The sequence below is a fragment of the Micromonospora sp. CA-248260 genome, assembly GCF_050942205.1.
Lineage (GTDB): Bacteria > Actinomycetota > Actinomycetes > Mycobacteriales > Micromonosporaceae > Micromonospora > Micromonospora antibiotica.
In genome coordinates this window covers 5888230-5910934 of record NZ_CP192021.1, presented here as the reverse complement: position 1 = coordinate 5910934, position 22705 = coordinate 5888230, and the positions used below count along the sequence as shown (strand labels likewise).

The 22705-nt window shown below is 74.0% G+C and carries 20 protein-coding genes; 12 read left to right on the top strand and 8 right to left on the bottom strand.

Annotated features, from left to right (window positions below; genetic code table 11):
- Nucleotides 1-12: 12 nt before the first annotated feature.
- The 4 genes from ACQP2H_RS25470 to ACQP2H_RS25455 all read right to left on the bottom strand — a co-directional run bounded on the left by ACQP2H_RS25470 (nt 13) and on the right by ACQP2H_RS25455 (nt 4719).
- The gene (locus ACQP2H_RS25470; RefSeq protein WP_357535045.1) at nt 13-879 is read right to left on the bottom strand and encodes an aminoglycoside phosphotransferase family protein; all 867 of its coding nucleotides are present in this window, start codon (nt 877-879) and stop codon (nt 13-15) included.
- A gap of 114 nt (nt 880-993) precedes the next feature.
- Nucleotides 994-1941, bottom strand: a complete 948-nt coding sequence (locus ACQP2H_RS25465; RefSeq protein ID WP_433229155.1) for a hypothetical protein — start codon at nt 1939-1941, stop codon at nt 994-996.
- Nucleotides 1942-2154: 213 nt separating this feature from the next.
- The gene (locus ACQP2H_RS25460) at nt 2155-3525 is read right to left on the bottom strand and encodes an FAD-dependent oxidoreductase (RefSeq protein WP_357535041.1); all 1371 of its coding nucleotides are present in this window, start codon (nt 3523-3525) and stop codon (nt 2155-2157) included.
- 54 nt (nt 3526-3579) lie between these two features.
- Nucleotides 3580-4719 (bottom strand): carboxylate-amine ligase, encoded by a 1140-nt coding sequence (locus tag ACQP2H_RS25455; RefSeq protein WP_357535039.1) that lies wholly within the window; start codon nt 4717-4719, stop codon nt 3580-3582.
- A 204-nt stretch (nt 4720-4923) separates the two neighbouring features.
- On the opposite strand from ACQP2H_RS25455, the gene lysX reads away from it, so the two are divergent.
- The 8 genes from lysX (at nt 4924) to ACQP2H_RS25415 (ending at nt 14376) form a co-directional block, all read left to right on the top strand.
- The gene (lysX, locus tag ACQP2H_RS25450; protein ID WP_433229152.1) at nt 4924-8286 is read left to right on the top strand and encodes a bifunctional lysylphosphatidylglycerol synthetase/lysine--tRNA ligase LysX; all 3363 of its coding nucleotides are present in this window, start codon (nt 4924-4926) and stop codon (nt 8284-8286) included.
- Nucleotides 8283-8984: a DUF998 domain-containing protein gene (locus ACQP2H_RS25445; RefSeq protein ID WP_433229150.1), complete on the top strand. Its 702-nt coding sequence runs from the start codon at nt 8283-8285 to the stop codon at nt 8982-8984. Before lysX ends, ACQP2H_RS25445 begins: the two co-directional genes overlap by 4 nt.
- On the top strand, nt 8981-9463 hold the full coding sequence (locus ACQP2H_RS25440) for an alpha/beta hydrolase (RefSeq protein ID WP_433229148.1): 483 nt from the start codon (nt 8981-8983) through the stop codon (nt 9461-9463). Before ACQP2H_RS25445 ends, ACQP2H_RS25440 begins: the two co-directional genes overlap by 4 nt.
- Nucleotides 9460-9810 carry an alpha/beta fold hydrolase gene (locus ACQP2H_RS25435; RefSeq protein WP_433229147.1) on the top strand — a complete coding sequence of 117 codons (351 nt, stop codon included), beginning with the start codon at nt 9460-9462 and terminating at the stop codon, nt 9808-9810. Before ACQP2H_RS25440 ends, ACQP2H_RS25435 begins: the two co-directional genes overlap by 4 nt.
- A 10-nt stretch (nt 9811-9820) precedes the next feature.
- Complete coding sequence (locus tag ACQP2H_RS25430) at nt 9821-10132, top strand: DUF6412 domain-containing protein (protein WP_357535031.1); 312 nt, start codon at nt 9821-9823, stop codon at nt 10130-10132.
- 126 nt (nt 10133-10258) lie between these two features.
- The gene (locus ACQP2H_RS25425) at nt 10259-10999 is read left to right on the top strand and encodes a YidC/Oxa1 family membrane protein insertase (RefSeq protein ID WP_433229145.1); all 741 of its coding nucleotides are present in this window, start codon (nt 10259-10261) and stop codon (nt 10997-10999) included.
- Nucleotides 11000-11075: 76 nt separating this feature from the next.
- A complete protein-coding gene (locus ACQP2H_RS25420; RefSeq protein ID WP_433229143.1) occupies nt 11076-12512 on the top strand; it encodes a carbohydrate-binding protein in 1437 nt (478 codons plus the stop codon).
- A 301-nt stretch (nt 12513-12813) separates the two neighbouring features.
- Nucleotides 12814-14376, top strand: coding sequence for a glycoside hydrolase family 18 protein (locus ACQP2H_RS25415; RefSeq protein WP_433229141.1), 1563 nt, complete (start codon nt 12814-12816; stop codon nt 14374-14376).
- 170 nt (nt 14377-14546) lie between these two features.
- Here ACQP2H_RS25415 and ACQP2H_RS25410 read toward each other — a convergent pair whose 3' ends face one another.
- Complete coding sequence (locus ACQP2H_RS25410; RefSeq protein ID WP_357535023.1) at nt 14547-15218, bottom strand: DedA family protein; 672 nt, start codon at nt 15216-15218, stop codon at nt 14547-14549.
- A gap of 201 nt (nt 15219-15419) precedes the next feature.
- On the bottom strand, nt 15420-16028 hold the full coding sequence (locus ACQP2H_RS25405; protein ID WP_433229139.1) for a DUF1349 domain-containing protein: 609 nt from the start codon (nt 16026-16028) through the stop codon (nt 15420-15422).
- A 111-nt stretch (nt 16029-16139) separates the two neighbouring features.
- Between ACQP2H_RS25405 and ACQP2H_RS25400 the strand changes: the two genes are divergently transcribed.
- Both ACQP2H_RS25400 and fabG read left to right on the top strand, forming a co-directional pair.
- Entirely contained in the window at nt 16140-17792 is a 1653-nt protein-coding gene (locus ACQP2H_RS25400) for an alpha-amylase family protein (RefSeq protein WP_433229137.1), read from the top strand.
- A gap of 97 nt (nt 17793-17889) precedes the next feature.
- The gene (fabG, locus tag ACQP2H_RS25395) at nt 17890-18648 is read left to right on the top strand and encodes a 3-oxoacyl-ACP reductase FabG (RefSeq protein WP_433229135.1); all 759 of its coding nucleotides are present in this window, start codon (nt 17890-17892) and stop codon (nt 18646-18648) included.
- A gap of 118 nt (nt 18649-18766) precedes the next feature.
- Here the strand turns inward: fabG and ACQP2H_RS25390 are convergent, their stop codons facing one another.
- On the bottom strand, nt 18767-19192 hold the full coding sequence (locus tag ACQP2H_RS25390) for a hypothetical protein (RefSeq protein ID WP_208568378.1): 426 nt from the start codon (nt 19190-19192) through the stop codon (nt 18767-18769).
- Nucleotides 19185-19580 (bottom strand): hypothetical protein, encoded by a 396-nt coding sequence (locus ACQP2H_RS25385; RefSeq protein WP_219464465.1) that lies wholly within the window; start codon nt 19578-19580, stop codon nt 19185-19187. The genes ACQP2H_RS25390 and ACQP2H_RS25385 overlap by 8 nt, the downstream gene beginning before the upstream one ends.
- Nucleotides 19581-19896: 316 nt before the next feature.
- Between ACQP2H_RS25385 and ACQP2H_RS25380 the strand changes: the two genes are divergently transcribed.
- Entirely contained in the window at nt 19897-20802 is a 906-nt protein-coding gene (locus ACQP2H_RS25380) for a Gfo/Idh/MocA family protein (protein ID WP_219470331.1), read from the top strand.
- Nucleotides 20803-21839: 1037 nt separating this feature from the next.
- On the top strand, nt 21840-22670 hold the full coding sequence (gene erm, locus ACQP2H_RS25375; protein ID WP_219464464.1) for an ErmE/ErmH/ErmO/ErmR family 23S rRNA (adenine(2058)-N(6))-methyltransferase: 831 nt from the start codon (nt 21840-21842) through the stop codon (nt 22668-22670).
- The last annotated feature ends 35 nt before the right edge of the window (nt 22671-22705 follow it).

The following is a 22705-nucleotide window of genomic DNA, read 5'->3' as shown; positions in this document are numbered from 1 at the left end:
CACGGGCGACGCCTACGTGCCGTCGACCAGCCAGCGGGCCACCTCGACCTGGTTGGTGAAGACCGTGTCGCCGTCCAGGCTCCAGGCGAGGCAGTGCGCGATGGTCCAGCCGACCACCCGGTCCCGGTCGAGGCCGAGCGCGCCGGTGACCCGGTCGAGCCGACGCCGTACCGCCTCGGGGGAGTGCCCCAGCTCGACGCCGCGCACGATCGGCACCACCGCGAACTCCCGCTCGCCCAGCAGCGGCTTCGGGTCGATCACCAGCCACGGCTCGCGGGTGGCCCGCAGCACGTTGCCGGCGTGCAGGTCCTGGTTGACCAGCACCTGCTCGCCCTGGCTGTCGACCAGCCGGTCGAGCTGGTCGAGCGCTGCGTCGACCAGCCGCCGCTCGTAGGGCCGGCCGGCCCGGTCCCACTTCTCCGGCAGCCGGTGCCGCCAGCCGGTCGCCTCCTCGGCGAGCGGGATGAACGGCCCGGCCACCCGCCGCCACAGCCGGGGCAGCAGGCCGGCCACCACGTCCACCGCCTCGTCGGCGGGCAGTTCGTGCAGCGGTGAGCCGGGCCGGCACCGCTCCACCAGCAGCGCCCGCCGCTGCGGGTCGTGGGCGAGCAGCCGGACCGCCGCCTCGCCGTCCCAGTGCGCCAACGCGTCGGCCTCGTGCCGGCTGTCCGGGTCCGGGTACTGCAACTTCAGCACCGCCGGGGTGCCGTCGGGCAGGTCGGCGGGCATCGCCAGCGAGGCGAACGCGTACGGGAAGGGCGGGCCGAGCCGCAGCGACCACTGTCGCGCGCACTCGTCCCGCCACCGGGCCAGCGTGGCCAGCCACTCCCGCCCCTCCGGCGTCTGCCGCACCCACGACAACCCCGCCGGAATCTCCATCGGCCCATTGTGCGGATCGGGGAGAGTTGTTGCTGCCCTGGCGACAACAACTCTCCCCAAAGCGCGCGACGACCGGGTGCGCCGGGCGGCAGGCGGTGAGGCGGGTGGGGCTGGTCAGGGGCGCCAGCCGGCGGCGGTCAGCGCCGCGCGCAGTTGGGCCGCCACCTCGTCGGGGCGGTGGCGGACGTCGAAGGCGGTGAACCGCAGGATCCGGTCCCCGGAGATCCACACCCCGTTCTGCCGGCGCAGGTCCGCCGCCCAGTGCCGGACGTCCATGTGGTGTGCCCCGTCGACCTCGACGTGCAGCCCCCACTGCCGCCAGTAGGCGTCCAGGTAGCGGGTCCGCCCGTCGGCGTCGAGTCGCCGTTGCTGCAACTCGGGCCGGGGTAGCCCGTACCGGCGACAGAGCCGGACCAGGTCTATCTCGGACAGCGCCTCCGCCCCGCCGGCCAGGTCGCCGATGGTCTGCCGGATCAGGGTCGACCGACGCAGGCGCGGCAACCGGCGGGCCACCGCGTCGAGTTCACCCGGGGTCACCCGCCGTTGCTGGCAGCCGGCCGCCAGCACCGCCTGCGCGTCGTCGTCGCTGCGCATCCACTGCGCGGCGTCGAGCAGCGAGCGGGCCATCGTGGTGCGGTCCGGTCGCCCCCGCTGCCGGTCCTCGTCCCCGAGGTGCCGGGTCCGCCGTACCCGCACCGCAGGCATCCCGAGCGGCAGCCGGCGCAGCAGGTCGGGGGCCTGCCGTTGGTACGGGATCAGCACGTCCACCGCCTCGTGCCGCCAGCGTCCGCGCAGGCCCCCCGCCTGCGCCGCCGCGAGACCGGCCAGGACGGCGTCGGCACCGGCGGCGAGCACCGCCACCCAGCGTGCCTGGTCGACGGTCACCGGGCCGCCGCCGACCCGCAGGATGCCCCGGCACACCCGCTCCCAGCGGCCGGTGGCCAGCAGGTGGCGGACCCGGGAAGGGGTGAGTTCGGCGGTGGCCTGTGCCCAGCTCACCACCCCGGCCTGCGTGAAGATCAACCAGTCGAGGGCGGCATCGTCGTCGACAGGCATCCGCATGCGCCGAGCAGACCATGCTTTGTGGAGAGTTGTTGTCGCCGGGGCGACAACAACTCTCCACAAAGGGACGCGTGCCGACGCACCGTGACGCGATGGTGCGGCGTGCGGCGCACGGTGGAGCGGTACGGCGCGCCTTGCGCGGCGGTGCGGCGCAGAGCGGGGCGGGGCAGGGTGGCGCGGGGTGGTCGGTGGGGGTGGGCGGGAGGCGGCGGGTCAGCGGTCGAGGGCGTCGACGGCCTTGCGGGCGGCGATCAGCACCGGGTCCCAGACCGGCGCGTACGGCGGGGCGTAGCCGAGGTCGAGGGCGGTCATCTCGTCCACCGTCATCTCGTTCCACAGCGCCACGGCCAGCGCGTCGATCCGCTTCGCCGCCTCGGAACGGCCGACGATCTGTGCGCCGAGCAGCCGACCGGTGGGCCGTTCGGCGATCAGCTTGACCGTCATCGCCTGGGCCCCCGGGTAGTAGCCGGCCCGGTTCGTCGACTCGGCGATCACCGAGACGAACTCGAACCCGGCCGCCGTGGCGTCCCGCTCCCGCAGCCCGGTACGCCCCACCTCCAGGTCGCACACCTTCGTCACGGCGGTGCCGATCACCCCGGGGAAGGTGGCGTACCCGCCGCCGATGTTGATCCCGGCGACCCGGCCCTGCTTGTTGGCGTGGGTGCCGAGCGGGATGTGCACCGACAGGCCGGTGACCCGGTGCAGGGTCTCCACGCAGTCGCCGGCCGCCCAGACGCCGGGCACCCCGGCGACCCGCATCCGGCGGTCGACGCGGACCCCGCCGGTCTGGCCGAGCGGGAGGCCGGCGGCGGCGGCGAGCGCGGTGTTGGGGCGTACGCCCAGGCCGAGGACCACGACGTCGGCCGGCACCGGGCCGGCGGAGGTGACCACCGCGGACACCCGGCCGTCGCGCTGCTCGACCCCGCTGACCGTGACACCGGTACGGATCTCGACGCCCAGCCCGCGCATCGCGTCGGCGACCAGGCCGGCCATGTCCTCGTCGACGGTGGCCATCGGTTGCTCGCCCCGCTCGACCAGGGTGACGGCGAGCCCGCGTTGGATCAGTGCCTCGGCCATCTCCACCCCGATGTAGCCGCCGCCGACCACCACCGCCCGGGTCGGCGTCGGGTCGGCGTCCAGCCAGGCCCGCAGCGCCGCCGCGTCGTCCAGGGTCTGGATGCCGAAGATGCCGTCGACGTCGTCGTCCGCCCAGTCGGGCAGGTTCGGGACGGAGCCGGTGGCGTACATCAGGGTGTCGAACGGTTCGCGGACCTCGCCGCCGTCGTCGAGCCGGCGGGCGGTGACCTCCCTGCGGTCGAGGTCGATGCCGGTGACCTCGGTACGCAGCCGTACGTCGATGGCGAAGTCGTCGCGGAAGGTGGCCGGGTCGCGGGCGATCAACGCGTCCCGCTCCTGCACCAGCCCGCTGATCCAGTACGGGATGCCGCACGCCGAGTACGACGTGAAGTGTCCCCGCTCGAACGCCACGATCTCCAGGTCGTCGGCGTCCCGGCGGCGACGGGCCTGGGAGGCCGCCGCCATCCCGGCGGCGTCCCCACCGACGACGATCAGCCGCTCCGTCACGACGCCCAGTCTTCCACGCGCCGGCCGCCCACGCGCCGGTCGTCACCTCGGCGGTCAGCCACGGGTCTGCCGGGCGACCTCGGTGACCACGTCCTCCAGCCGGCCCGACCGGGCGAACACGGCCCGCTGCCGGGCCGCCCCGGTGCCGTGCCGGCGCAGCGTGGCCAGCAGCTCGGTGACCTCGGCCAGGTCGTCGTGCGCCTCCAGGGCCGGGCGGACCCGCTCGACGAGCCGGTCGACCAGTTCCCAGGCCGGGCGCAGCTCACCGTTGGTCAGGTCGACGCAGTCGCCCTCCAACCCGTCGTGGGCGGCCCGCCAGTGCGCGGCCACCAGCAGGTGGTGGTCGGTGTTCACCGGCGGGCGGCCCGCCGCCACGTCGTCCATGGCGGTGGCGACCAGCGCCCGGACCAGCCCCGCCACCAGCACCGCGTCGTCGACCGACGGGCAGACGTCACCGATGCGGACCTCCACCGTCGGGTACTTCGCCGACAGCCGGGCGTACCAGTAGAGCATCCCCTCGTCGAGCATCACCCCGCTGGCGATCAACTGCCGGATCAGCCGCTCGTAGTGCTCGTACGACTCCAGGTAGGGGGTGGGCGCGACCGACGGCCAGCGTTCCCACTCGACGGAACGCCAGCTCGCGTAGCCGGTGTCGACCCCCTCGGAGAAGGGCGAGTTGGTGGTCATCGCGTGCAGCACCGGCAGCCACGGCCGGATGTGGTTGAGCACCTGCACACCGGTGTCCGGGTCCGGGACACCCACGTGCACGTGCATGCCGTTGTTGCCGGGGCCGGGCACCAGCAGCCGGAACCGGTCGATCATCCGGTCGAAGCGGGGCTTGTCCACCACCGGCGGCACCGGTCCCGCCACCGGGCCGGTGCCGATGGCCAGCACCCGGACGCCGGCCCGCTCGGCGGCGTCGGCCAACGCGCCGCGCAGCACACCCAGCGAGTGCCGGATCGAACTCAGCTCCAACCCGGGTGGGCTGCCGATCTCGATCTGGCTGGTCTGGAACTCCCGCTCCACCTGCCCGCGCAGTTCGGCCGGCACCTGCGCCATGACCAGGTCGACGGCGGGCACCGCGGCACCGGTGTGCGGATCGACCAGGAGGAACTCCTCCTCCACGCCCACCGTGAGCCGGTCGGGCCCGGTCCGCTCCGGAGCCACCGCCCCGGCCGCCACCCCACTGGTCATCGCCATCACCGTCCGTCCCGTCCCGCCGCGGCGGGTTCGCCACGGTGCTGTCCGGCCCATTACCCGCAGTGTCCGGCGGAGAAAACGCGACACGGCGAGCCATCGCCCCGGATGCTTACCATGACCCGGTCCCGCCGACCGGTGCCGTGCCGCACCCCCGCCCCGACCTGGAGCGGGTCGGGGCGGGAACGTGAGGGAGGTCAGGTGACCCCGACGACGGTGCCCCAGTCGGCGCCCCCGACCCCGGCGCGGCGGCCCGGCCACCCGCCCCGGCCGGCCGGGCGGGACTGGCGGCGGCAGGTGCCCCGGATGTTCGCGGCGCTGCTGTGGTTCATCGCCGCGATCTGCGCGCTGGCGGCGGTGAGCAGCGCGGCCAACGCCGAGTTCCAGCCGGTCCGGACCACCATCGACACGCTGCTGGTGCCGGCACCGGCCAACCTGGCGTACGCGGTGTTCCTCGGCACCCTCGCCGCGGCGGTGCTGCGCCGTAAGCGGCTGGCGTACTGGGTGCTGGTCGTCTACTTCATCCTCAGCCTGGTCGTCGGGGTGCTGACCGGCCTGGTGCTGGTGACCGTCGGCGCGGACCAGCTCACCGACGACGCCGGCCGGCGGCTGTTCAGCCTGATCGACGCCGTCGGTGTCTGGGTGGGCATCGGGTTCGCCGCCGCCGCCCTGACCCTGCTGCTGACCGCCCGGCGGGAGTTCTACGCCCGGGTCCGCAGCGGCAGCACCCGCCGCGCCCTCGGGGTGTTCTTCGGCCTCGCCGCGGCTGCCGTCGGGCTCGGTTACCTGCTGCTCACCGCCGTGCCCGGCAGCCTGCGCAGCTTGCTGGACCGGGTCGGGTACGCCATCGAGAAGGTCTTCGGCGGGGCGATCACCCTGGACGTCACCCGGCAGGGCCAGGCCCCCGGCTGGGTCAACCTGCTGCTCGGCGGGATGGGCGCGGTCGCCTTCCTGGCCGGCCTGTTCACCCTGCTGCGTTCCCAGCGCGCCGCCGCCGTGCTGCACCCCGACGAGGAGCAGCGGATCCGGGAACTGCTGGCCCGCTACGGCGACCGGGACTCGCTCGGCTACTTCGCCACCCGACGGGACAAGGCGGCGATCTTCTCGGCCAGCGGGAAGGCGGCGCTGACCTACCGGGTGGTCAACGGGGTGAGCCTGGCCAGCGGCGACCCGGTCGGCGACCCGGAGGCGTGGGGTCCGGCCATCACCGCCTGGCTGGAGCAGGCCCGGGAGTACGCCTGGACCCCGGCGGTGATGGGGGCCAGCGAGGCCGGCGCGCGGGCCTACCACCGGCACGGGTTGAAGGTGCTGCAACTGGGCGACGAGGCGATCCTGCTGGCCCGGGAGTTCGACCTGGGCGGGCGGGACATGCGTCCGGTCCGGCAGGCGGTGCACCGGGTCGAGCGGGCCGGGCACACCGCGCTGGTCCGCCGGCACCACGAGATCCCGCCGGACGAGCTGGCCGACCTCGCCGCCCTGGCCACCCGCTGGCGGGACACCGAGCACGAGCGCGGCTTCTCGATGGCGCTGGGCCGGCTCGGTGACCCGGCCGACGGTGACTGCGTGCTGGTGGAGGCCCGCGACGGCACCGGCCGGGTGCGGGCGCTGCTGTCGTTGAGCCCGTGGGGCACCGACGGCCTGTCGCTGGACCTGATGCGTCGGGACCGCACCGCCGAAAACGGGGTCACCGAGTTCATGGTGGCCGCGCTGCTCGGTGCGGCCCCCAGGCTGGGTGTCGAGCGGGTGTCGCTGAACTTCGCCGTGTTCCGGTCGGTGTTCGAGCAGGGCGCCCGGATCGGCGCCGGCCCGGTGATCCGGCTGTGGCGGCGTACGCTGCTGTTCTTCTCCCGCTGGTGGCAGTTGGAGTCGCTGTACCTGTCCAACGCCAAGTACCAGCCGCACTGGACGCCCCGCTACCTGTGCTTCGGCGAGCGGCGGGAGTTGGCCCGGGTGGGGTTGGCCGCCGCCGTCGCGGAGGGCTTCGTGGCGTTGCCCGGCGGCCGGCCGTCCCCGCTGTACGGGGCACCCCCGGCCGGTGGCGGGGTGGGGTTCGTGCCGCCGGACGCGGTCACGGTGCACGCGGTCAGCCCCGAACCGGCCCGCGAGCAGCAGCCCGAGCAGGTGCGGGTCCGGCGGGCGAAGCTGGACCGGCTACGGGCGCAGGGCGTCGAGGCGTACCCGGTGGGGTGGCCGCGTACCGACGGGTGTGTGGCGGTGCGGGCGCGGCACGCCGGGCTGGCCCCGGACACCGGCACCGGGGAGACCGTGTCGGTGGCCGGGCGGGTGCTGCTGGTCCGTGACCACGGTCGGATCTGCTTCGTCACCATCCGTGACGGCAGTGGCGACCTGCAACTGGTGCTGGAGAAGGAGCTGCCCCGGTGGCGGGCCACCGTCGACATCGGCGACCACGTCGGCGCGACCGGCGAGGTGTACGCCACCCGGCGCGGCGAGGTGTCGGTCCGGGTGGCCGACTGGCAGCTCACCGCCAAGTGCCTGCGCCCGCTGCCCGACAAGCACCACGGCCTGGCCGACCCGGAGGCGCGGGTCCGCCGCCGCTACCTGGACCTGGCGACCAGCCCGCAGGCCCGGGACCTGCTGCGCGCCCGCAGCGCCACCCTGACCAGCCTGCGGCAGACCCTGGTGTCGCGGGACTTCCTGGAGGTGGAGACGCCGATCCTGCAACGGGTGCACGGCGGAGCCAACGCCCGCCCGTTCGTCACCCACAGCAACGCCTACGACCTGCGGTTGACCCTGCGGATCGCCCCGGAGCTTTACCTCAAGCGGCTCGCCGTGGGCGGCGTCGAGCGGGTGTACGAGCTGGGCCGGGTGTTCCGCAACGAGGGTGTCGACTTCAGCCACAACCCGGAGTTCACCGTGCTGGAGGCGTACCAGGCGTACGCCGACTACCACGACATGCGGGAGCTGGCCCGGGAGCTGATCGTGGCGGCGGCGGTGGCGGTGCACGGGGCTCCACTGGCCCGTCGACCGGGCACCGGTGAGCTGGTGGACATCGGTGGGCCGTGGCCGGTGCACACGGTGCACGGGGCGGTCTCCGCCGCGCTGGGCGAGGAGGTGACCGTCGACACCGACGTCGCCACCCTGCGCCGGCTCGCCGACACGGCTCAGGTGCCGTACGACCCGGGGTGGGAGCGCGCCGAACTGCTGCTGGAGCTGTACGAGCGACTGGTCGAGGCGCGTACCGACGTGCCCACGTTCTACCTGGACTTCCCGACCGACGTGTCGCCGTTGACCCGGCAGCACCGGTCCGATCCCCGGTTGGCCGAGCGGTGGGACCTGGTGGCGTTCGGGATGGAGTTGGGCACCGCGTACTCGGAGCTGGTCGACCCGACCGAGCAGCGGCGACGGCTGACCGCCCAGTCGCTGAAGGCGGCCGGTGGTGACCCGGAGGCGATGGAGCTGGACGAGGACTTCCTCACCGCCCTGGAGTACGCGATGCCGCCGACCGGTGGCCTGGGGTTGGGCGTGGACCGGTTGGTGATGTTGCTGACCGGCCGGTCCATCCGGGAGACCCTGCCGTTCCCGATGGTCCGCGAGTCCTCGTGAACCACCCCCACCGTGACCCGGACCCGGGGGCCCGTGCGGGCGGCGGGCACCGGATCGCCCGGACGGGGGCGGCGGTGGCGCTGGTGGTGGCGGCGGTCTGTTACGCCTCCTGGTTGCTCGCCCCGGTGCTCAACCCGGGGCTGCGGCCGGTGCAGAGTTACCTGAGTGAGCTGGCCGCCCGGGACCAGCCGTACCACCTGGTCTTCCAGCTCGGCGACGTGACGACCGGGCTGTGCGCGACGGCGGCCGGGTTGCTGCTGGCCCGGGTGGTCCGGGAGGTGCCCCGACCGGCCTGGTGGGGGCTGCTGGTGTTCGGTGTCGCCACCGCCGTCGACGGCGGGTACACCTCGATGGACTGCGCCCCCTCGATCGACGACCGCTGCGCCCGGCTGGAGGAGGCGGGCGAGTTGTCCTGGCGGCACCAGGCCCACACGGTCACCTCGTCGGTGGCGGTGGCCGGCGCGCTGCTCAGCCTGGTGGCGGTCCTCGCCGTGCTGCGTGGTCCGGTCCGCCGCCGGGCCGGGCTGGTGGTGGCGGTGGTGCTGGCGGTCGGCACGGTCGGCACGCTGGTCGCCACCCTGCACCCAGAGTGGGGGTTGGGCCTGTGGCAGCGGGTCCAGCTCACCGGCCTGTCCGGCTGGCTGCTGCTCACCGCCGCCGTCGCCCGCCGGGGCCCCGGCCCGGAGCGCCCCCGGTGACCGGCCCGGCCACCGACGACCCGGCGGCGCGCGCCGGCGGACCGGGGGTGCTGCTCTGCCCGGGGATGGGGGAGGGGGCGGCGACCTGGGACCGGCTGGTGCCGCCGCTGACCGCCGCCGGGTACCTGGTGCGCCGGCTGGACCGGCCGGACGACACCCGGGTGCCCACCCTCACCGCCGAACTGGCCCGCGTGGACGCGGCGGTGACCGGGCTGGACCGGCCGGTGCTGGTGGCGCACTCGGCGGCGGCGCTGCCCGCCGAGGCGTACGCCCGACGGCATCCGGGGCGGCTCGCCGGGCTGGTGCTGGTGGACCCGAGCCTGGTGGACCCGGACGGGGCCGCCCGGTGGCGGCGGTGGTCGGCGTGGACGGCCGGCACGGTGGCGGCCGGGGCACCGGTGCTGGCCGGGGCGCTCGACCGGTCCGGTCTGGCCCGCCGGTACGGCCCGGGGCGTGGCGTCGGGCGGTGCGCCCGATGAGCGTCCGCCCGCCCGACCCGACCGCTGCGGCGGCGTACGGCTGCGGATCGGTGCTGGTCGGGGCGCTGGTGCAGTGGCTGGCGTACCCGGCGGTGGCGGCGGAACTGGTGGCGTTGCGGGCGGTGACGGCGGCACCGACGCTGCCGGTGCGGGTGTTGACCGCGCTCGGCGACGTGCCCACCCCGGCCGGTCGGGCGGCGTGGCGGGCCGGACACGCCGCGCTGGCGGCGAGCTTCCCCGCCGGCCGGCAGGAGGTGTTGCGGGACGCCCGGCATCTGCTGCACGTGGACCGGCCGGAGACGGTGGTCGAGGCCGTCGCGGCCCTCCGACGTGACAGCGGGTCCTAGGCTGGCGGGCGTGTCGGGGCTGCGGGTGGTGACGGGTCTGTGGGCGTACGCGCTCGTCGGGCTGACCCTGCTCGCGGACCGGCCGGGTGACCTGCTCGCCGGTGCGGCGGTGGTGGCCGCGTTGCTGCTCGTCGTCCTGCTGGCGACCCGTCCCCGACCGACGGTCGGCCCCGGCACGGGGCGACGGCGGGCGGTCGGGTTACGCGACCGGGCCCGGCGTCGACGCGTACCCCGGCAGGTCGATCCGGACGCGGCGGGCCGACCCCGCCCCCGGGCACCCGGGGGTTCCCTCCCGGTCGGGTGGTCCCCGGTCGCGGGCTGATCCCGCGCGCCGCCGACCCCGACCGGTTCCGTCGTCATCCGTCCCACGGTGAACTGCCGACCGCCCTGACGGGCGGCCGGTCGACGTCCCGTGCGGACCTCCGGAATCGGACCGAGGGGTTCCCCCATGCTCGCCTTCTCACCTGTGCACGACGCGGCTGCCGCCGCGGGTTCCGTCGTCGGCTGGCTCGCCGGGCTGCTGACACCGCTGGCCGGCGGGGCCGCCACCGCCGCCGCCATCGTGCTGTTCACCATCGCCGTCAGGCTGTTGATCTCACCGCTCACCGTCGCCCAGGTCCGCGCGGAGCGGCGTCGCGCGGCCCTCGCCCCGCAGTTGCGCCAGCTCCAGCAGCGGTACGCGGACGACCCGGCGACGTTGCAGTCGGAGGTGTTCGCGCTCTACCGCCGGGCCGGGGCGTCGCCGGTGGCGGGGTGCCTGCCGGCGCTGCTCCAGGCTCCGTTCTTCCTGGTCATGTACCGCCTGTTCGGCACCGGTGACGGTGCGGTCGGGCTGCTCGACGCGCGGCTGGCCGGGGTGCCGCTGGGCTGGCACCTGGGCGATGGGCTGACCCTGTCGGTGCTGCTGGTGTTCGGGGTGCTGCTGGCGACCCTGGCCGGCCTGGCCACGGTGCTGTCCCGGCGGGGCCGGCGGACGGCGGCGTCGGCCGCCGTGCCGACGGACCAGCCGGGGGCGGCGTTGCTGGCCCGGGTGCTGCCGCTGCTGCCGTACGGGACGGTGTTGCTGGCGTTGGTGGTGCCGTTGGCGGCGGTGCTCTACCTGGTCACCACCACCGGGTGGACGGTGGCGGAACACGTGCTGCTGCGTCGGCCGCAACCGGTGCCGGCCGGAGCCATCGACGAGCGTTGACAAATGGTGGGACGGGAGCGTAGAAAACCGCTCAGAGAGCGCTCTCTTTGCTCCCGTCCCCCAGAGAGGCATCCCGATGAACGCTGTCCCGGCGGCTCCGGTCGCCCCCACCGCCCCGCGCCGGCCCCGCCACCGGCTCGCCCTGGCGGTCACGCTCGCCGCTGCCACCGCGCTGACCGGCGTCTCGGTCGCCGCCCAGGCCGCCGTCCCGTCGCCGCCGTCGGGGTGGAGCCTGATGTGGAGCGACGACTTCACCGGTGGGGCCGGCACCCTGCCGTCCTCGGCCAACTGGATCGTCGACACCGGCACCAGCTACCCGGGCGGCCCGGCCAGCTGGGGCACCGGCGAGATCCAGACGTACACCGGCAGCACCGCCAACCTGGCCCACGACGGGTCCGGCAACCTGCGGATCACCCCGCTGCGCGACTCCGCCGGCCGGTGGACCTCGGCCCGGATCGAGACCGTGCGCACCGACTTCAAGCCCCCGTCGGGCGGGGTGCTGGCGATCGAGGGGCGAATCCAGATGCCCAACGTCACCGGCGCCCAGGCGGCCGGCTACTGGCCGGCGTTCTGGGCGCTCGGCGCACCCTACCGGGGCAACTACCAGAACTGGCCGGGCATCGGCGAGATCGACGTGATGGAGAACGTCAACGGGCTCAACCAGGTCTGGGGCGCGCTGCACTGCGGGGTGGCCCCCGGCGGCCCGTGCAACGAGTTCAGCGGGCTGGGCGCGACCCGGGTCTGCCCCGGCAGCGCCTGTCAGGCGGCCTTCCACACCTACCGCACCGAGTGGGACACCTCGGTCAGCCCGCAGCAGCTGCGCTGGTACGTCGACGGGCAGCTGTTCCACACCGTCACCCAGACCCAGGTCGGGGCCAGCTACTGGGCGCAGATGACCGGCCACGGCGGTTACTTCCTGCTGCTCAACGTGGCGATGGGCGGCTCCTTCCCGGACGGGGTGGCCGGTGCCGTCACGCCGACCGGCTCCACCGTCTCCGGTCGGCCGATGCTGGTCGACTACGTCGCGGTCTACCGCCGGGGCGGTGGCTCCACCCCGACGCCCACCCCCACCACGCCGGCCCCGACCACCCCGCCGCCGTCGGGCACCGTGGACGCCTACTCGACGATCCAGGCCGAGGCGTTCTCCGGGCAGAACGGGGTGGCCGTCGAGACCTGTGCCGAGGGCGGGCAGAACATCGCCGCGCTGCGCAACGGTGACTGGGCCCGCTACGACAACGTGGACTTCGGCGGCAGCGGCCCGCGCGACTTCCTGGCCCGGGTGGCCTCCGGCGCGGCGGGCGGGGTGAGCGGCCTGGTCGAGGTGCGGGTGGACAGCCCGACCGCCACCCCGATCGGCAGCTTCGCCCTGGCCAACACCGGCGGCTGGCAGAGCTGGCGGTCGGTGCCGGGCAACGTGTCGGCGGTGACCGGGCGGCACACCGTCTACCTCACCTTCAGCAGCGGCCAGCCGGCCGACTTCGTCAACGTCAACTGGTTCACCTTCCGCCGCTGACCGGGCGGTGCGGGGTCCGCGCCGGGGTGGCGCGGACCCCGCACCCATGCGCCGGGCCGGCCCGCGACCCGGCGACCACCCACGCCGGTGTGGTCGGGTCGGGGCGGCGGGGAGTGGGCGGCCGAAAGGGCTCTGGACATTAACAGTTAAGAGTCTTAATAATGAGCGCGGACGTGGACGATCGTGGATCGGTTCATCGTCGTCCCGGCGGTCCCACCCCCGGACCGCGCCCCCCGGACCGCGCACGCGGCCCGGTCGCACCCCCCGCCCCCGACCCGCTCCGGTCCACTGGAGGCCACCCGTGAGACTCCGCTCCCCCCGCGCGGCAACCCTCGCCGTCGCGCTCGCCGCCGCCCTGGTCACCGGCACGCTCGTGGCCCCGCCGGCCGCGTCCGCCGCCACCGCCGCCTTCGTCCGCACCGCCAGCTGGGGCAGCGGGTACGAGGCCAAATTCACCGTCACCAACGACACCTCGACCGCGATCAGCTCGTGGACCGTCGCGTTCGACCTGCCCTCGGGCAGCACCGTCGGGTCGTTCTGGGACGCCCGGCTGAGCAGCTCCGGCCAGCGCGTCACCGCCCTCAACCAGAGCTGGAACGGCAGCCTCGCGCCGGGCGCCAGCACCACCTTCGGCTTCGTCGTCGCCGGCACCGGCGACCCGACCAACTGCACCGTCAACGGCGGGGCCTGCACCGGCGGCGGCCCCGGCAACCCGACCGGCCCGGCCACCCCGGGCGGGCTGCGGGTCACCGGCACCACCGCGTCCGCGGCCACGCTGGCCTGGAACGCCGTCTCCGGCACGGTCACCGGCTACCGGATCTACGAGGGCGGCACGGTGAAGGCCACCGTCACCGGCACCTCGACCACCGTCTCCGGGCTGGCCGCCTGCTCCACCCACAGCTGGACCGTCACGGCCTACAACGCGGCCGGTGAGTCGGCGAAGTCGGCCCCGGTGTCGGCCACCACCACCGGCTGCACCGGCGGCAGCGGCACGATGGCCGCCGCCCCCTACCTCTACCCCGGCTGGGGTGACCCGCCCGCACCGGCCACCGTGATGGGAGCGACCGGGGTGAAGTGGTTCACCATCGCGTTCATGCTCTCCGGCGGTGGCTGCACCCCCGCCTGGGACGGCTCCGGGCCGCTCACCGGGGGCGCGCACGCCAACACCATCGCCGCGATCCGGGCGGCCGGCGGCGACGTCATCCCGTCGTTCGGCGGCTGGAGCGGCAACAAGCTCGGCCCGAACTGCGCGTCGGCCAGCGCCCTCGCCGGGGCGTACCAGCAGGTGATCAACGCGTACGGGTTGAAGGCGATCGACATCGACATCGAGAACAGCGACGAGTTCGAGAACGAGGTGGTGCAGGACCGCATCCTCGGCGCCCTGAAGATCGTCAAGCAGAACAACCCGGGGATCAGGACGATCGTCACCTTCGGCACCTCGACCACCGGGCCGTCGTACTACGGCACCCGGCTGGTCAACCAGGCCGCCGCGCTCGGCGCGAACATCGACACCTTCACGATCATGCCGTTCGACTTCGGCGGCGGGGCGAACATGTACCAGAACACCGTCAACGCCGCCGAGGGGCTGAAGACCACGCTGAAGTCGGCGTTCGGCTGGTCCGACGCCACCGCGTACGCGCACATGGGCATCAGCGGCATGAACGGCCTGTCCGACCAGCGGGAGCTGACCTCGCCGGCCACCTGGACGCAGATCCGGGACTGGGCCAAGGCACGGGGGCTGTCCCGGTTCACCTTCTGGTCGGTCAACCGCGACCGCGCCTGCCCGGACGGGGGAGTGGTCGCCAACTGCTCCGGCATCGCCCAGAACCTCTGGGAGTTCACCTCGATCACCGCGAGGTTCTGAACACCACCGCCCGGTGGGGCCGGCCGGTCCGACGGTCCGGCTCCACCGGCGGGGCGGCTGCTCGGCCGGGCGGTCCTCATGCCCGGCCGTTGCCTACTGGCCGTACCTCTCAACCCGCCCTCGCGGCCCTTCGGGCGGGGTGAACCCCGTCGGGCGGCGCGGTGGTCCGGTCAGTGGTCGGCGGACACCGACCGTCGGTCACCCCGGTCGCGGCGGGAGCGGATCTTCTTGCCCGCCCAGCTCACGATCATGACGGCGAAGACCGCGAAGATGGCGTAGTTGAACCAGTCGCTGTACTTCTCCACGTCCTGCCAACGCGAGCCCAGCGTGTAACCGAGGCCGACCACCAGCGCGTTCCACACCCCGCTGCCCAGGGTGGTGAGCAGCACGAACTCGCCCATCGGCATCCGGTTCGCGCCGGCCGGGACGGAGACCAGGCTGCGCACCACCGGCACCAGCCGGCCGATCAGCACCGCCCACCGGCCGTGCCGCTCGAACCAGCGGTCGGCCTTCTCCAGGTCCTCCCGGTCGACCAGCGGGATGCGGTCCAGCCAGTGCTTGAGCCGTTCCTCGCCGATCGCCGCGCCGAGCCAGTAGAGCACCAGCGCGCCGACCAGCGAACCGACCGTCGCGGCGAGGACGATCACCACCAGGCTGAACCGGCCCTCGGCGGCTAGGTAGCCGGCCATCGCCAGCACGATCTCGCTCGGGATCGGCGGGATGATGCTCTCCAACGCCACCAGGAAGGCGACGCCGACCGCGCCGAGGGAGTCGATGACGCCCGCCACCCATCCGGTCAGCCCGGTGAACTTGTTCGGGTCGACGTTCTCGGCGAGAGCCATGGGCGTCCTTCCAGCGGGCCGGCGGGATCGGACAGTGGTACCCAGCCGGCCACCACTTACACCTTGCGGTGAGGGGGCCCACCCGCCGAACCCCACCGGTGCCCGGTCGCGCCGTCCGACCCACGCCACCAGGAGACCGGTCGCAGCCGGTCGTGCCGCCAGGAGACCGGCGGTCGCAGCCGGTTGAGCCGGGGCTCAGTCTCAGGGGTGCAGTCCCCGGTCCGCCGGACCCTGTCGCCAGCCGGTGAACCGGACGGTCAGCCCGCCCCGGGTGGGCGCACAGCAGAACGGCCCGGCCAGTGCCACCGCGTCCGGGGCGAGCGGGGCGAGCCGCACCAGCCGCCACGGCTCGTCGGCGGCCCGCGCCCGGACCGTCAGCGCGTCGCCGCTGCGGCTGGCCCGCACGGTCACCTCCCGGCCCTGCCAGTCCGGCACCGGGGCCACCGACCAGTCGGAGAACTCCCGGGTCACCACCGCGCCGACCTGCGGCAGTCCGTCGCTGACCTCCACCCCGGCCTTGATCCAGTTCCGCTCGTCCACCCGCACCAGCACCCCGGCCTGGTCGAACTGGGCGGTGTAGTCGAGCAGGAAGTCCACCTCGACCGCGCCGTCGGCCGGCAGCGGGGCGAGCAACGCCGGCCCGTCGTCGTGGACGAAGCCGTAGCTGGTGTGCCGCCACAGGTCGCTGTTGGCGGCCGGCTCCACCAGCAGCGCGCCGTCGCCGGCCCGGTCCACCCGTACCGGTGGGTGCAGCCACCGGCCCTCGTCCCAGTCGACCGTCCGGGAGCCGTCCGTCGGATGCGCAGCCATGCCCGGACCGTACCCCGCACCGGCCCGTCCGGGTCGGCGCGGTGGCCACCGACGGACGATGGAACGGGCCTCGCGTTTGCGGCGTCGAGCGATCGGAGACATTAGGCCGGCATGGGTGACAGGTGGTATTCCGAGGCCGTCGTCTACTGCCTCGACGTCGACACGTACGCGGACTCCGACGGTGACGGGGTCGGTGACTTCCGGGGCCTCATCGGCCGGCTCGACTACCTGGCGCGGCTGGGGGTGACCTGCCTCTGGCTCAACCCGATCCACCCCTCGCCCAACCAGGACGACGGCTACGACGCGACCGACTTCTACAACGTCGACCCGCGCCTGGGGACCCTCGGCGACTTCGCCGAGCTGCTGCACCAGGCGCAGAACCGGGGCATCCGGGTCATCATCGACCTGGTGGTCAACCACACCTCCGACCAGCACCCGTGGTTCCAGTCCGCCAGGTCCTCGCCCGACTCGCCGTACCGTGACTGGTATGTCTGGGCCGACCACGAGCCGGCGGACCGGCACCAGGGCATGGTGTTCCCGGGCGAGCAGCACGAGACGTGGAGCTACGACCGGACCGCCAAGGCGTGGTTCTACCACCGCTTCTACAAGTTCCAGCCCGATCTCAACATCGAGAACCCGAAGGTCCGCGCCGAGATCAAGAAGATCATCTCGTTCTGGCTCCAGCTCGGCGTCTCCGGGTTCCGGATGGACGCCGTGCCGTTCATCATCGAGCAGACCGAACCGGGCAACCCGGACGCGCCCAAGGACTTCGACTTTCTCACCGACCTGCGCCAGCACGTGCAGTGGCGGCGCGGTGACGCGGTGCTGCTGGCCGAGGCGAACGTGGAGCCCGACCAGCTGCCGGTCTACTTCGGCGACGGCAGCGGCTCGGGCAACCGCATCCACATGCTCTTCGACTTCATGCTCAACGGCCGGCTCATGCTGGCCCTCGCCCGGGAGGACCCGGAGGCGATCATCGACGCGCTGCGCGACACCCCGAAGCTGCCCACCGGCGGCCAGTGGGCCACCTTCCTGCGCAACCACGACGAGATCGACCTGTCCCGGCTCACCGCCGACCAGCGCAACGACGTGCTGGCGAAGTTCGGCCCGGACGAGAACATGCAGCTCTACGGCCGGGGCATCCGGCGGCGGCTCGCCCCGATGCTCGGCAACGACCGCCGGCACATCGAGCTGGCGTACGCGCTCCAGTTCTCGTTGCGCGGCACGCCGGTGCTGCGCTACGGCGAGGAGATCGGGATGGGGGAGAACCTCGCGCTGGACGGGCGGGACGCGATCCGTACCCCGATGCAGTGGTCGTACAAGGAGAACGGTGGTTTCTCCACGGCGGACCCGGAGAAGCTGATCCGCCCGGTGATCGACCAGGGTGACTTCGGCTACCAGCAGGTCAACGTCACCGCCCAACGGGGCGACTCGACGTCCCTGCTGGCCTGGTTCGAGCGGATGATCCGGACCCTGCGGGAGGCCCCGGAGATCGGTTCCGGCTCGACCTCGCACATCGACGTGCCGATGCCGGCCGGGGTGCTCGCGCACCGCGCCGACGGTCCGACCGGCACCATGGTCTTCCTGCACAACCTCGGTACCGAGGACGTGGAGGTGGATCTGAGCACCCTGGCCGCCGAGGCGGACCTGCCGATCGACGTCCTGACCGACCGGGGTTACGGCGACGTCGGCAAGCTGGACAGCCTGAAGCTGGGCGGGCACGGCTACCGCTGGATCCGGCTCTGCCGTTCCACCACCTACTGACCGTCACCCCCCGTCGACGTCCCGGCCCGGCCGGGACGTCGACGGGGCGGGGCGGGTAGGCTCCTCCGATCGAGCCAGAAGTTACCGGGAGGTAGTCATGTCGGAGGAGTCCCGCGTCGCCATCGTCACCGGAGCCGCGCGCGGCATCGGCGCGGCCACCGCCCGGCGGCTGGCCGCCGACGGCATGGCCGTCGCCGTGGTCGACATCGACGAGGCGGCGACCGGGCCGACCGTGGACGCGATCACCGCCGCCGGTGGCCGGGCCGTCGGTGTCGGCGCGGACGTCGCCGACCGGGACCAGGTGGAGGCCGCCGTCGAGCGGGTCGCCACCGAGTTGGGCGGGCCGACGGTGCTGGTCAACAACGCCGGGGTGCTGCGGGACAACCTGCTGTTCAAGATGACCGACGCCGACTGGGACACCGTGCTGGGGGTGCACCTGCGCGGCGCGTTCCTGTTCAGCCAGGCCGCCCAGCGGCACATGGTCGAGCAGAAGTACGGCCGGATCGTCAACCTGTCCAGTACCTCGGCGCTGGGCAACCGGGGCCAGGCCAACTACGCGGTGGCCAAGGCCGGCCTCCAGGGTTTCACCAAGACCCTCGCCATCGAGCTGGGGCCGTTCGGGGTGACGGTCAACGCGGTCGCCCCCGGCTTCATCGTCACCGACATGACCGCCGCCACCGCCGCCCGGATGAAGGTCGACTTCGACGACCTGCAGAAGCACGCCGCCGCCGAGATCCCGGTCCGTCGACCCGGCCGCCCCGAGGACGTCGCGCACACCATCTCGTTCCTGGTCAGCGAGGGCGCGTCCTTCGTCTCCGGGCAGGTCATCTACGTCGCAGGCGGCCCGAAGGACTGACCGGGCCGGGGCGTCCGGCCCTGGGCCGGCGTCAGCCGTCGGAGCCGGCGTCAGGACCCGGGGCCGGCGTCAGGACCCGGACCCGGACCCGGACCCGGGGCCGGGGCCGGGGCCGGCGTCAGGAGTCGGCGGCGGTGCGGGTGCGGGTGCTCCAGAGCCAGAGCAGCCCCAACACCGGCAGCACCAGCGGGATGTAGCCGTAGCCGCTGCCGAAGCCGGACCAGACCGTCTCGTCGGGGAAGAGTTCGGCGTCGACCAGGCTGAGCACGCCGACGCCGACCACCCCGACCAGCTCCACCGAGCAGCAGGCCAGCGCGACCCGTCGGCCGGCGTGCCCGGCGCGGGCCAGCCCGACCGCCGCCACGATGTAGATCAGCGCGGCCACCGCCGAGAGCAGGTACGCCACCGGCGCCTCGTCGAACTTCGTGGCGATCTGGAGTGCGGCCCGGGAGGTGGCGGCGATGGCGAACAGAATGTAGACGGCGATCAGCAGCCGTCCCGGCCCCGCGTTGGTGGCGCGCGCCGACGCCCGGGTGTCAACCACCGACGACCTCCCAGGTCTGCTGGAGCCGGACCACGACCACCGGCAGGACCAGGCAGACCGCGCAGACGATCGCCGACCCCCACCGGGTCGGCTCCATCCTGGCCAGCACCCAGGCCAGCGGGGGCAGGCAGACCAACGTCACCAGATATCCGAAGAACGCGCCGGGTTCGCCGGCCCGGTCCCCGCCGACGACCGCGACCAGGGCAAGGGTGGTCAGCGCGAGCAGCGCCACCTCCAGCAGGCCCAGGCCGACGGACTGCACGAGGTCCGGCGGCCGGTGCCGGACCGCTGCCACCAGGCTCCACAGCGCGAGTACGAGCGACAGCACGATCGTCGCCGTGGCGAGGACCCCGTCCACCGGCGAGCCGGCCGACGCCGCGGCGGTCATCGCGGCCCTCCGATGGGTGTCTCGGTCACCGGCACAGCCTACTAACCAGCGTAGTAATCGCTGTCGTCCCGGTCCCCGTCCCGGATGGCCCCGGTCCCGGTCCGGCGAACCGGTCCCGGTCCGGCGAACCGGTCCCGGTCCGGCGAACCGGTCCCGCCGGAGCGGGCGGTGCGGACGGCCGGTCGCCACGCGGACAACGGCGTTCCCGGCCCGGTCCCGGCTGCGTCGCCTGGTCCCGGCTGCGTCGCCTGGGCGGGGCGGCTAGCGTGGGTGACGGCCACGGTGTCGCGTGGCCCGACGAGACCGGGGGTACCTCGTGCTGCGGTTCGGCCTGTTCGGCACCGGTCACTGGGCGGCGCAGACGCACGGCGCGGGGCTGGACGCGCATCCGCGCGCCGAGTTGGTGGGCGTCTGGGGGCGCGACCCGGAGAAGGCCGGCGCACTGGCCGCCCGGCACGGTGTACCGGCGTTCGCCGACATCGACGCGCTGCTCGACGTCTGTGACGCGGTGGCCGTGGCACTGCCCCCGCACGTACAGGCCGGGATCGCCACCCGGGCCGCCACCGCCGGCCGCCACCTGCTGTTGGACAAACCCCTCGCGCTGAGTCTCGCCGAGGCCGACCGGCTGGTCGCAGCAGTGCGGGCCGCCGGGGTGGCCTCGGTGGTCTTCTTCACCCAGCGGTTCCACCCGAACGTCGACGGCTTCCTCACCGCCACCGCTGCGGCCGGCGGTTGGCAGCACGCCCGCGCCACCCAGTTCGCCTCGATCTACCAGCACGGCAGCCCGTACGCCGGTTCCCGCTGGCGGCGGGAGCAGGGGGCGCTGTGGGACATCGGCCCGCACGCCCTCTCGATCGTCGTGCCGGTGCTCGGCCGGGTCACCCGGGTCGCCGCGCTGGACGGTCCCGGTGGGATGGTGCACCTGCTGCTCACCCACGATGGCGGTGCCACCAGCGCGCTGTCGCTGACCCTGGACGCCCCGCCGACGGCGCTTGCCCGGGACGTCGTCTTCTACGGCGAGAACGGCGTCGAGACCGTACCGCCGGGCGACGGCAATACGCTGACCGCCTTCGGTACGGCCGTCGACCAACTGCTGGGGCAGATCGACTCGGGTGAGCGGGACCACCAGTGTGACGTCCGGTTCGGCCGGGAGGTGGTGGCGGTCCTGGCGGCGGCGGAGACCGCCCGCGCCGAGGCCCGCACCGTCGACCTCCACCACTGACCGCCCGATCCGGCCGGCTTGTCGGGGGTCGGCCCGTCGCTGGTAGGGCATGTCACAGGTCGGCTGACCGTGCGTCGGCTCGGCGTGCGGTGGGCCATCGTGCGTCCGGGCTCGGTCGTCGGGCGGGCGGGGTCGTCGGTCGGGTGTGGCGGTGGTGGTCCCGTGGTGCGGTGGGTTCGGTGGTCGGTCGGGTGTGGCGGTGGTGGTCCCGTGGTGCGGTGGGTTCGGTGGTCGGTCGGGCGTGGCGGCGGTGGACCCATGGTGCGGCGAGGAGCGTGATGCCTGGGTGGCATAAATATGCCGCTGCGTCATATCGATGTCTGGGCAATGGTGTCCTGCCGGGTCACGCTGGGTAGCTGGTGGCGCGGCGCGGGACAGCCCGACAGCGGTGACGGCGGGCCGCGGTCCCGGTGCCGTGCGCCTCGACGTAGGGCACCGTCCTGCGGACCGGGGTGGAACCGGACGGGCCGGCCGCCGGAGCACCGTCAGCGCGGCCGATCTTTCCGGCCCGGAGGTGGCGCGGCGCGGGTGCTGATCGGGTCAGGTGTCGTGGGCCGGTGGTGTCGTGGGTGGGCGGGGTCATGAGCCGGTGGGGCGGTGGGGCGGTGGCGGACCGATCCGGAATTGCCTTGCGGAACGTGGGAGGTGCGTTAGCGTGGCGGCCATGTGCATGCATGCCCTGATCACCGTGGCCGTCACGTCGGCCGCGCGGGGGCCCCTCCTGGTGGCCCGCCCGCGAGTCCGGCGTCCGGCCCTGGCCGGCCGGGACGCCCACCGCGCCTGACCTGACGAGACCGCCTCGGCGTGATCACGCCGACCCCGGTCACGCCGACCCTGATCACGTTCCCCGTGTTCACGCTCTGCCTGATCACGCTGATCTGAGCAGGGGTCTGGCCTGATCGTCGCCTGCCCCGTCACCGCGTAGCGTCCCCCCGCCGATCCCCAGGGTCGTCCGAGTCCCGCTCCACTCGGACAGGCCCCGCGTCGTGCTGCGCCTGTCCGTACCGTCGCCGGTCGGCGACAGACAGGACGAACCCGTGGCGCCCCGCCGAGACCGCACCACCGCACGCGACCGGTCCCGTCGCGTACTGTCCCAGAATTTTCTCGCCGACCCGGCCGCCGTGACGCGGATGGTCCGGGCGGCCGATACCGGCCCGGACGACCTACTGCTGGAGGTGGGTGCCGGTCGCGGTCAGCTGACCCGGCCGCTGGCCCGACGGTGTGGCCGGTTGATCGCCTACGAGGTCGACCCGACCGTCGCCCCCGAGTTGGCGGCGGTGTGCGCGGCGCTGCCACACGTGGCGCACCGGCAGGCCGACTTCCTGACCGTCGCGCCGCCCGACGAGCCGTTCGCCGTGGTCGGCAACATCCCGTGGTCGTTGACCGCTGCGGTGGTCCGCTGGTGCCTCGCCGCGCCCCGGTTGCGCGCGGCCACCCTGCTCACCCAGTGGGAGTACGCCCGCAAGCGGACCGGTGACCTCGGCCGGTGGAGTCGGTTGACGGTGCTGACCTGGCCGGAGTACGACTGGCGGCTCGCCGGGCGGGTGCCGCGCACCGCGTTTCGTCCGGTGCCCGCCGTCGACGGGGGCATCCTGCGGATCGACCGTCGGCCGGAGCCGCTGCTGGCCGTGGCCGCGCTGCCCGCGTACCGGCGGATGGTGGAGCTGGGGTTCGGCGGGGCGGGCGGGTCGCTCGCGGCCTCGCTGCGGGCGGCCCATCCCGGCCGGCGGGTCGACGGTGCGCTGCGGGCGGCGCGGATCGACCCGGCCACCCCGGTCGGGCTGGTCTGGCCGGAACAGTGGTTGGTGCTGTTCCGGCTGTTGCACGCTTCCACCGCACCGGGCCGACCCGGTGACCGCCGGTGGTGAGCGGGGCCGCCCGCCCTGGGCCCAGGTATCGGGGT

Coding starts and splice junctions, on each gene's coding strand:
- ACQP2H_RS25470 (WP_357535045.1), bottom strand. CDS start 879: ATGGAGATTCCGGCGGGGTTGTCGTGGGTGCGGCAGACGCCGGAGGGG.
- ACQP2H_RS25465 (WP_433229155.1), bottom strand. CDS start 1,941: ATGCGGATGCCTGTCGACGACGATGCCGCCCTCGACTGGTTGATCTTC.
- ACQP2H_RS25455 (WP_357535039.1), bottom strand. CDS start 4,719: ATGACCAGTGGGGTGGCGGCCGGGGCGGTGGCTCCGGAGCGGACCGGG.
- ACQP2H_RS25435 (WP_433229147.1), top strand. CDS start 9,460: ATGAGCGTCCGCCCGCCCGACCCGACCGCTGCGGCGGCGTACGGCTGC.
- ACQP2H_RS25425 (WP_433229145.1), top strand. CDS start 10,259: ATGCTCGCCTTCTCACCTGTGCACGACGCGGCTGCCGCCGCGGGTTCC.
- ACQP2H_RS25420 (WP_433229143.1), top strand. CDS start 11,076: ATGAACGCTGTCCCGGCGGCTCCGGTCGCCCCCACCGCCCCGCGCCGG.
- ACQP2H_RS25410 (WP_357535023.1), bottom strand. CDS start 15,218: ATGGCTCTCGCCGAGAACGTCGACCCGAACAAGTTCACCGGGCTGACC.
- ACQP2H_RS25405 (WP_433229139.1), bottom strand. CDS start 16,028: ATGGCTGCGCATCCGACGGACGGCTCCCGGACGGTCGACTGGGACGAG.
- ACQP2H_RS25400 (WP_433229137.1), top strand. CDS start 16,140: ATGGGTGACAGGTGGTATTCCGAGGCCGTCGTCTACTGCCTCGACGTC.
- fabG (WP_433229135.1), top strand. CDS start 17,890: ATGTCGGAGGAGTCCCGCGTCGCCATCGTCACCGGAGCCGCGCGCGGC.
- ACQP2H_RS25385 (WP_219464465.1), bottom strand. CDS start 19,580: ATGACCGCCGCGGCGTCGGCCGGCTCGCCGGTGGACGGGGTCCTCGCC.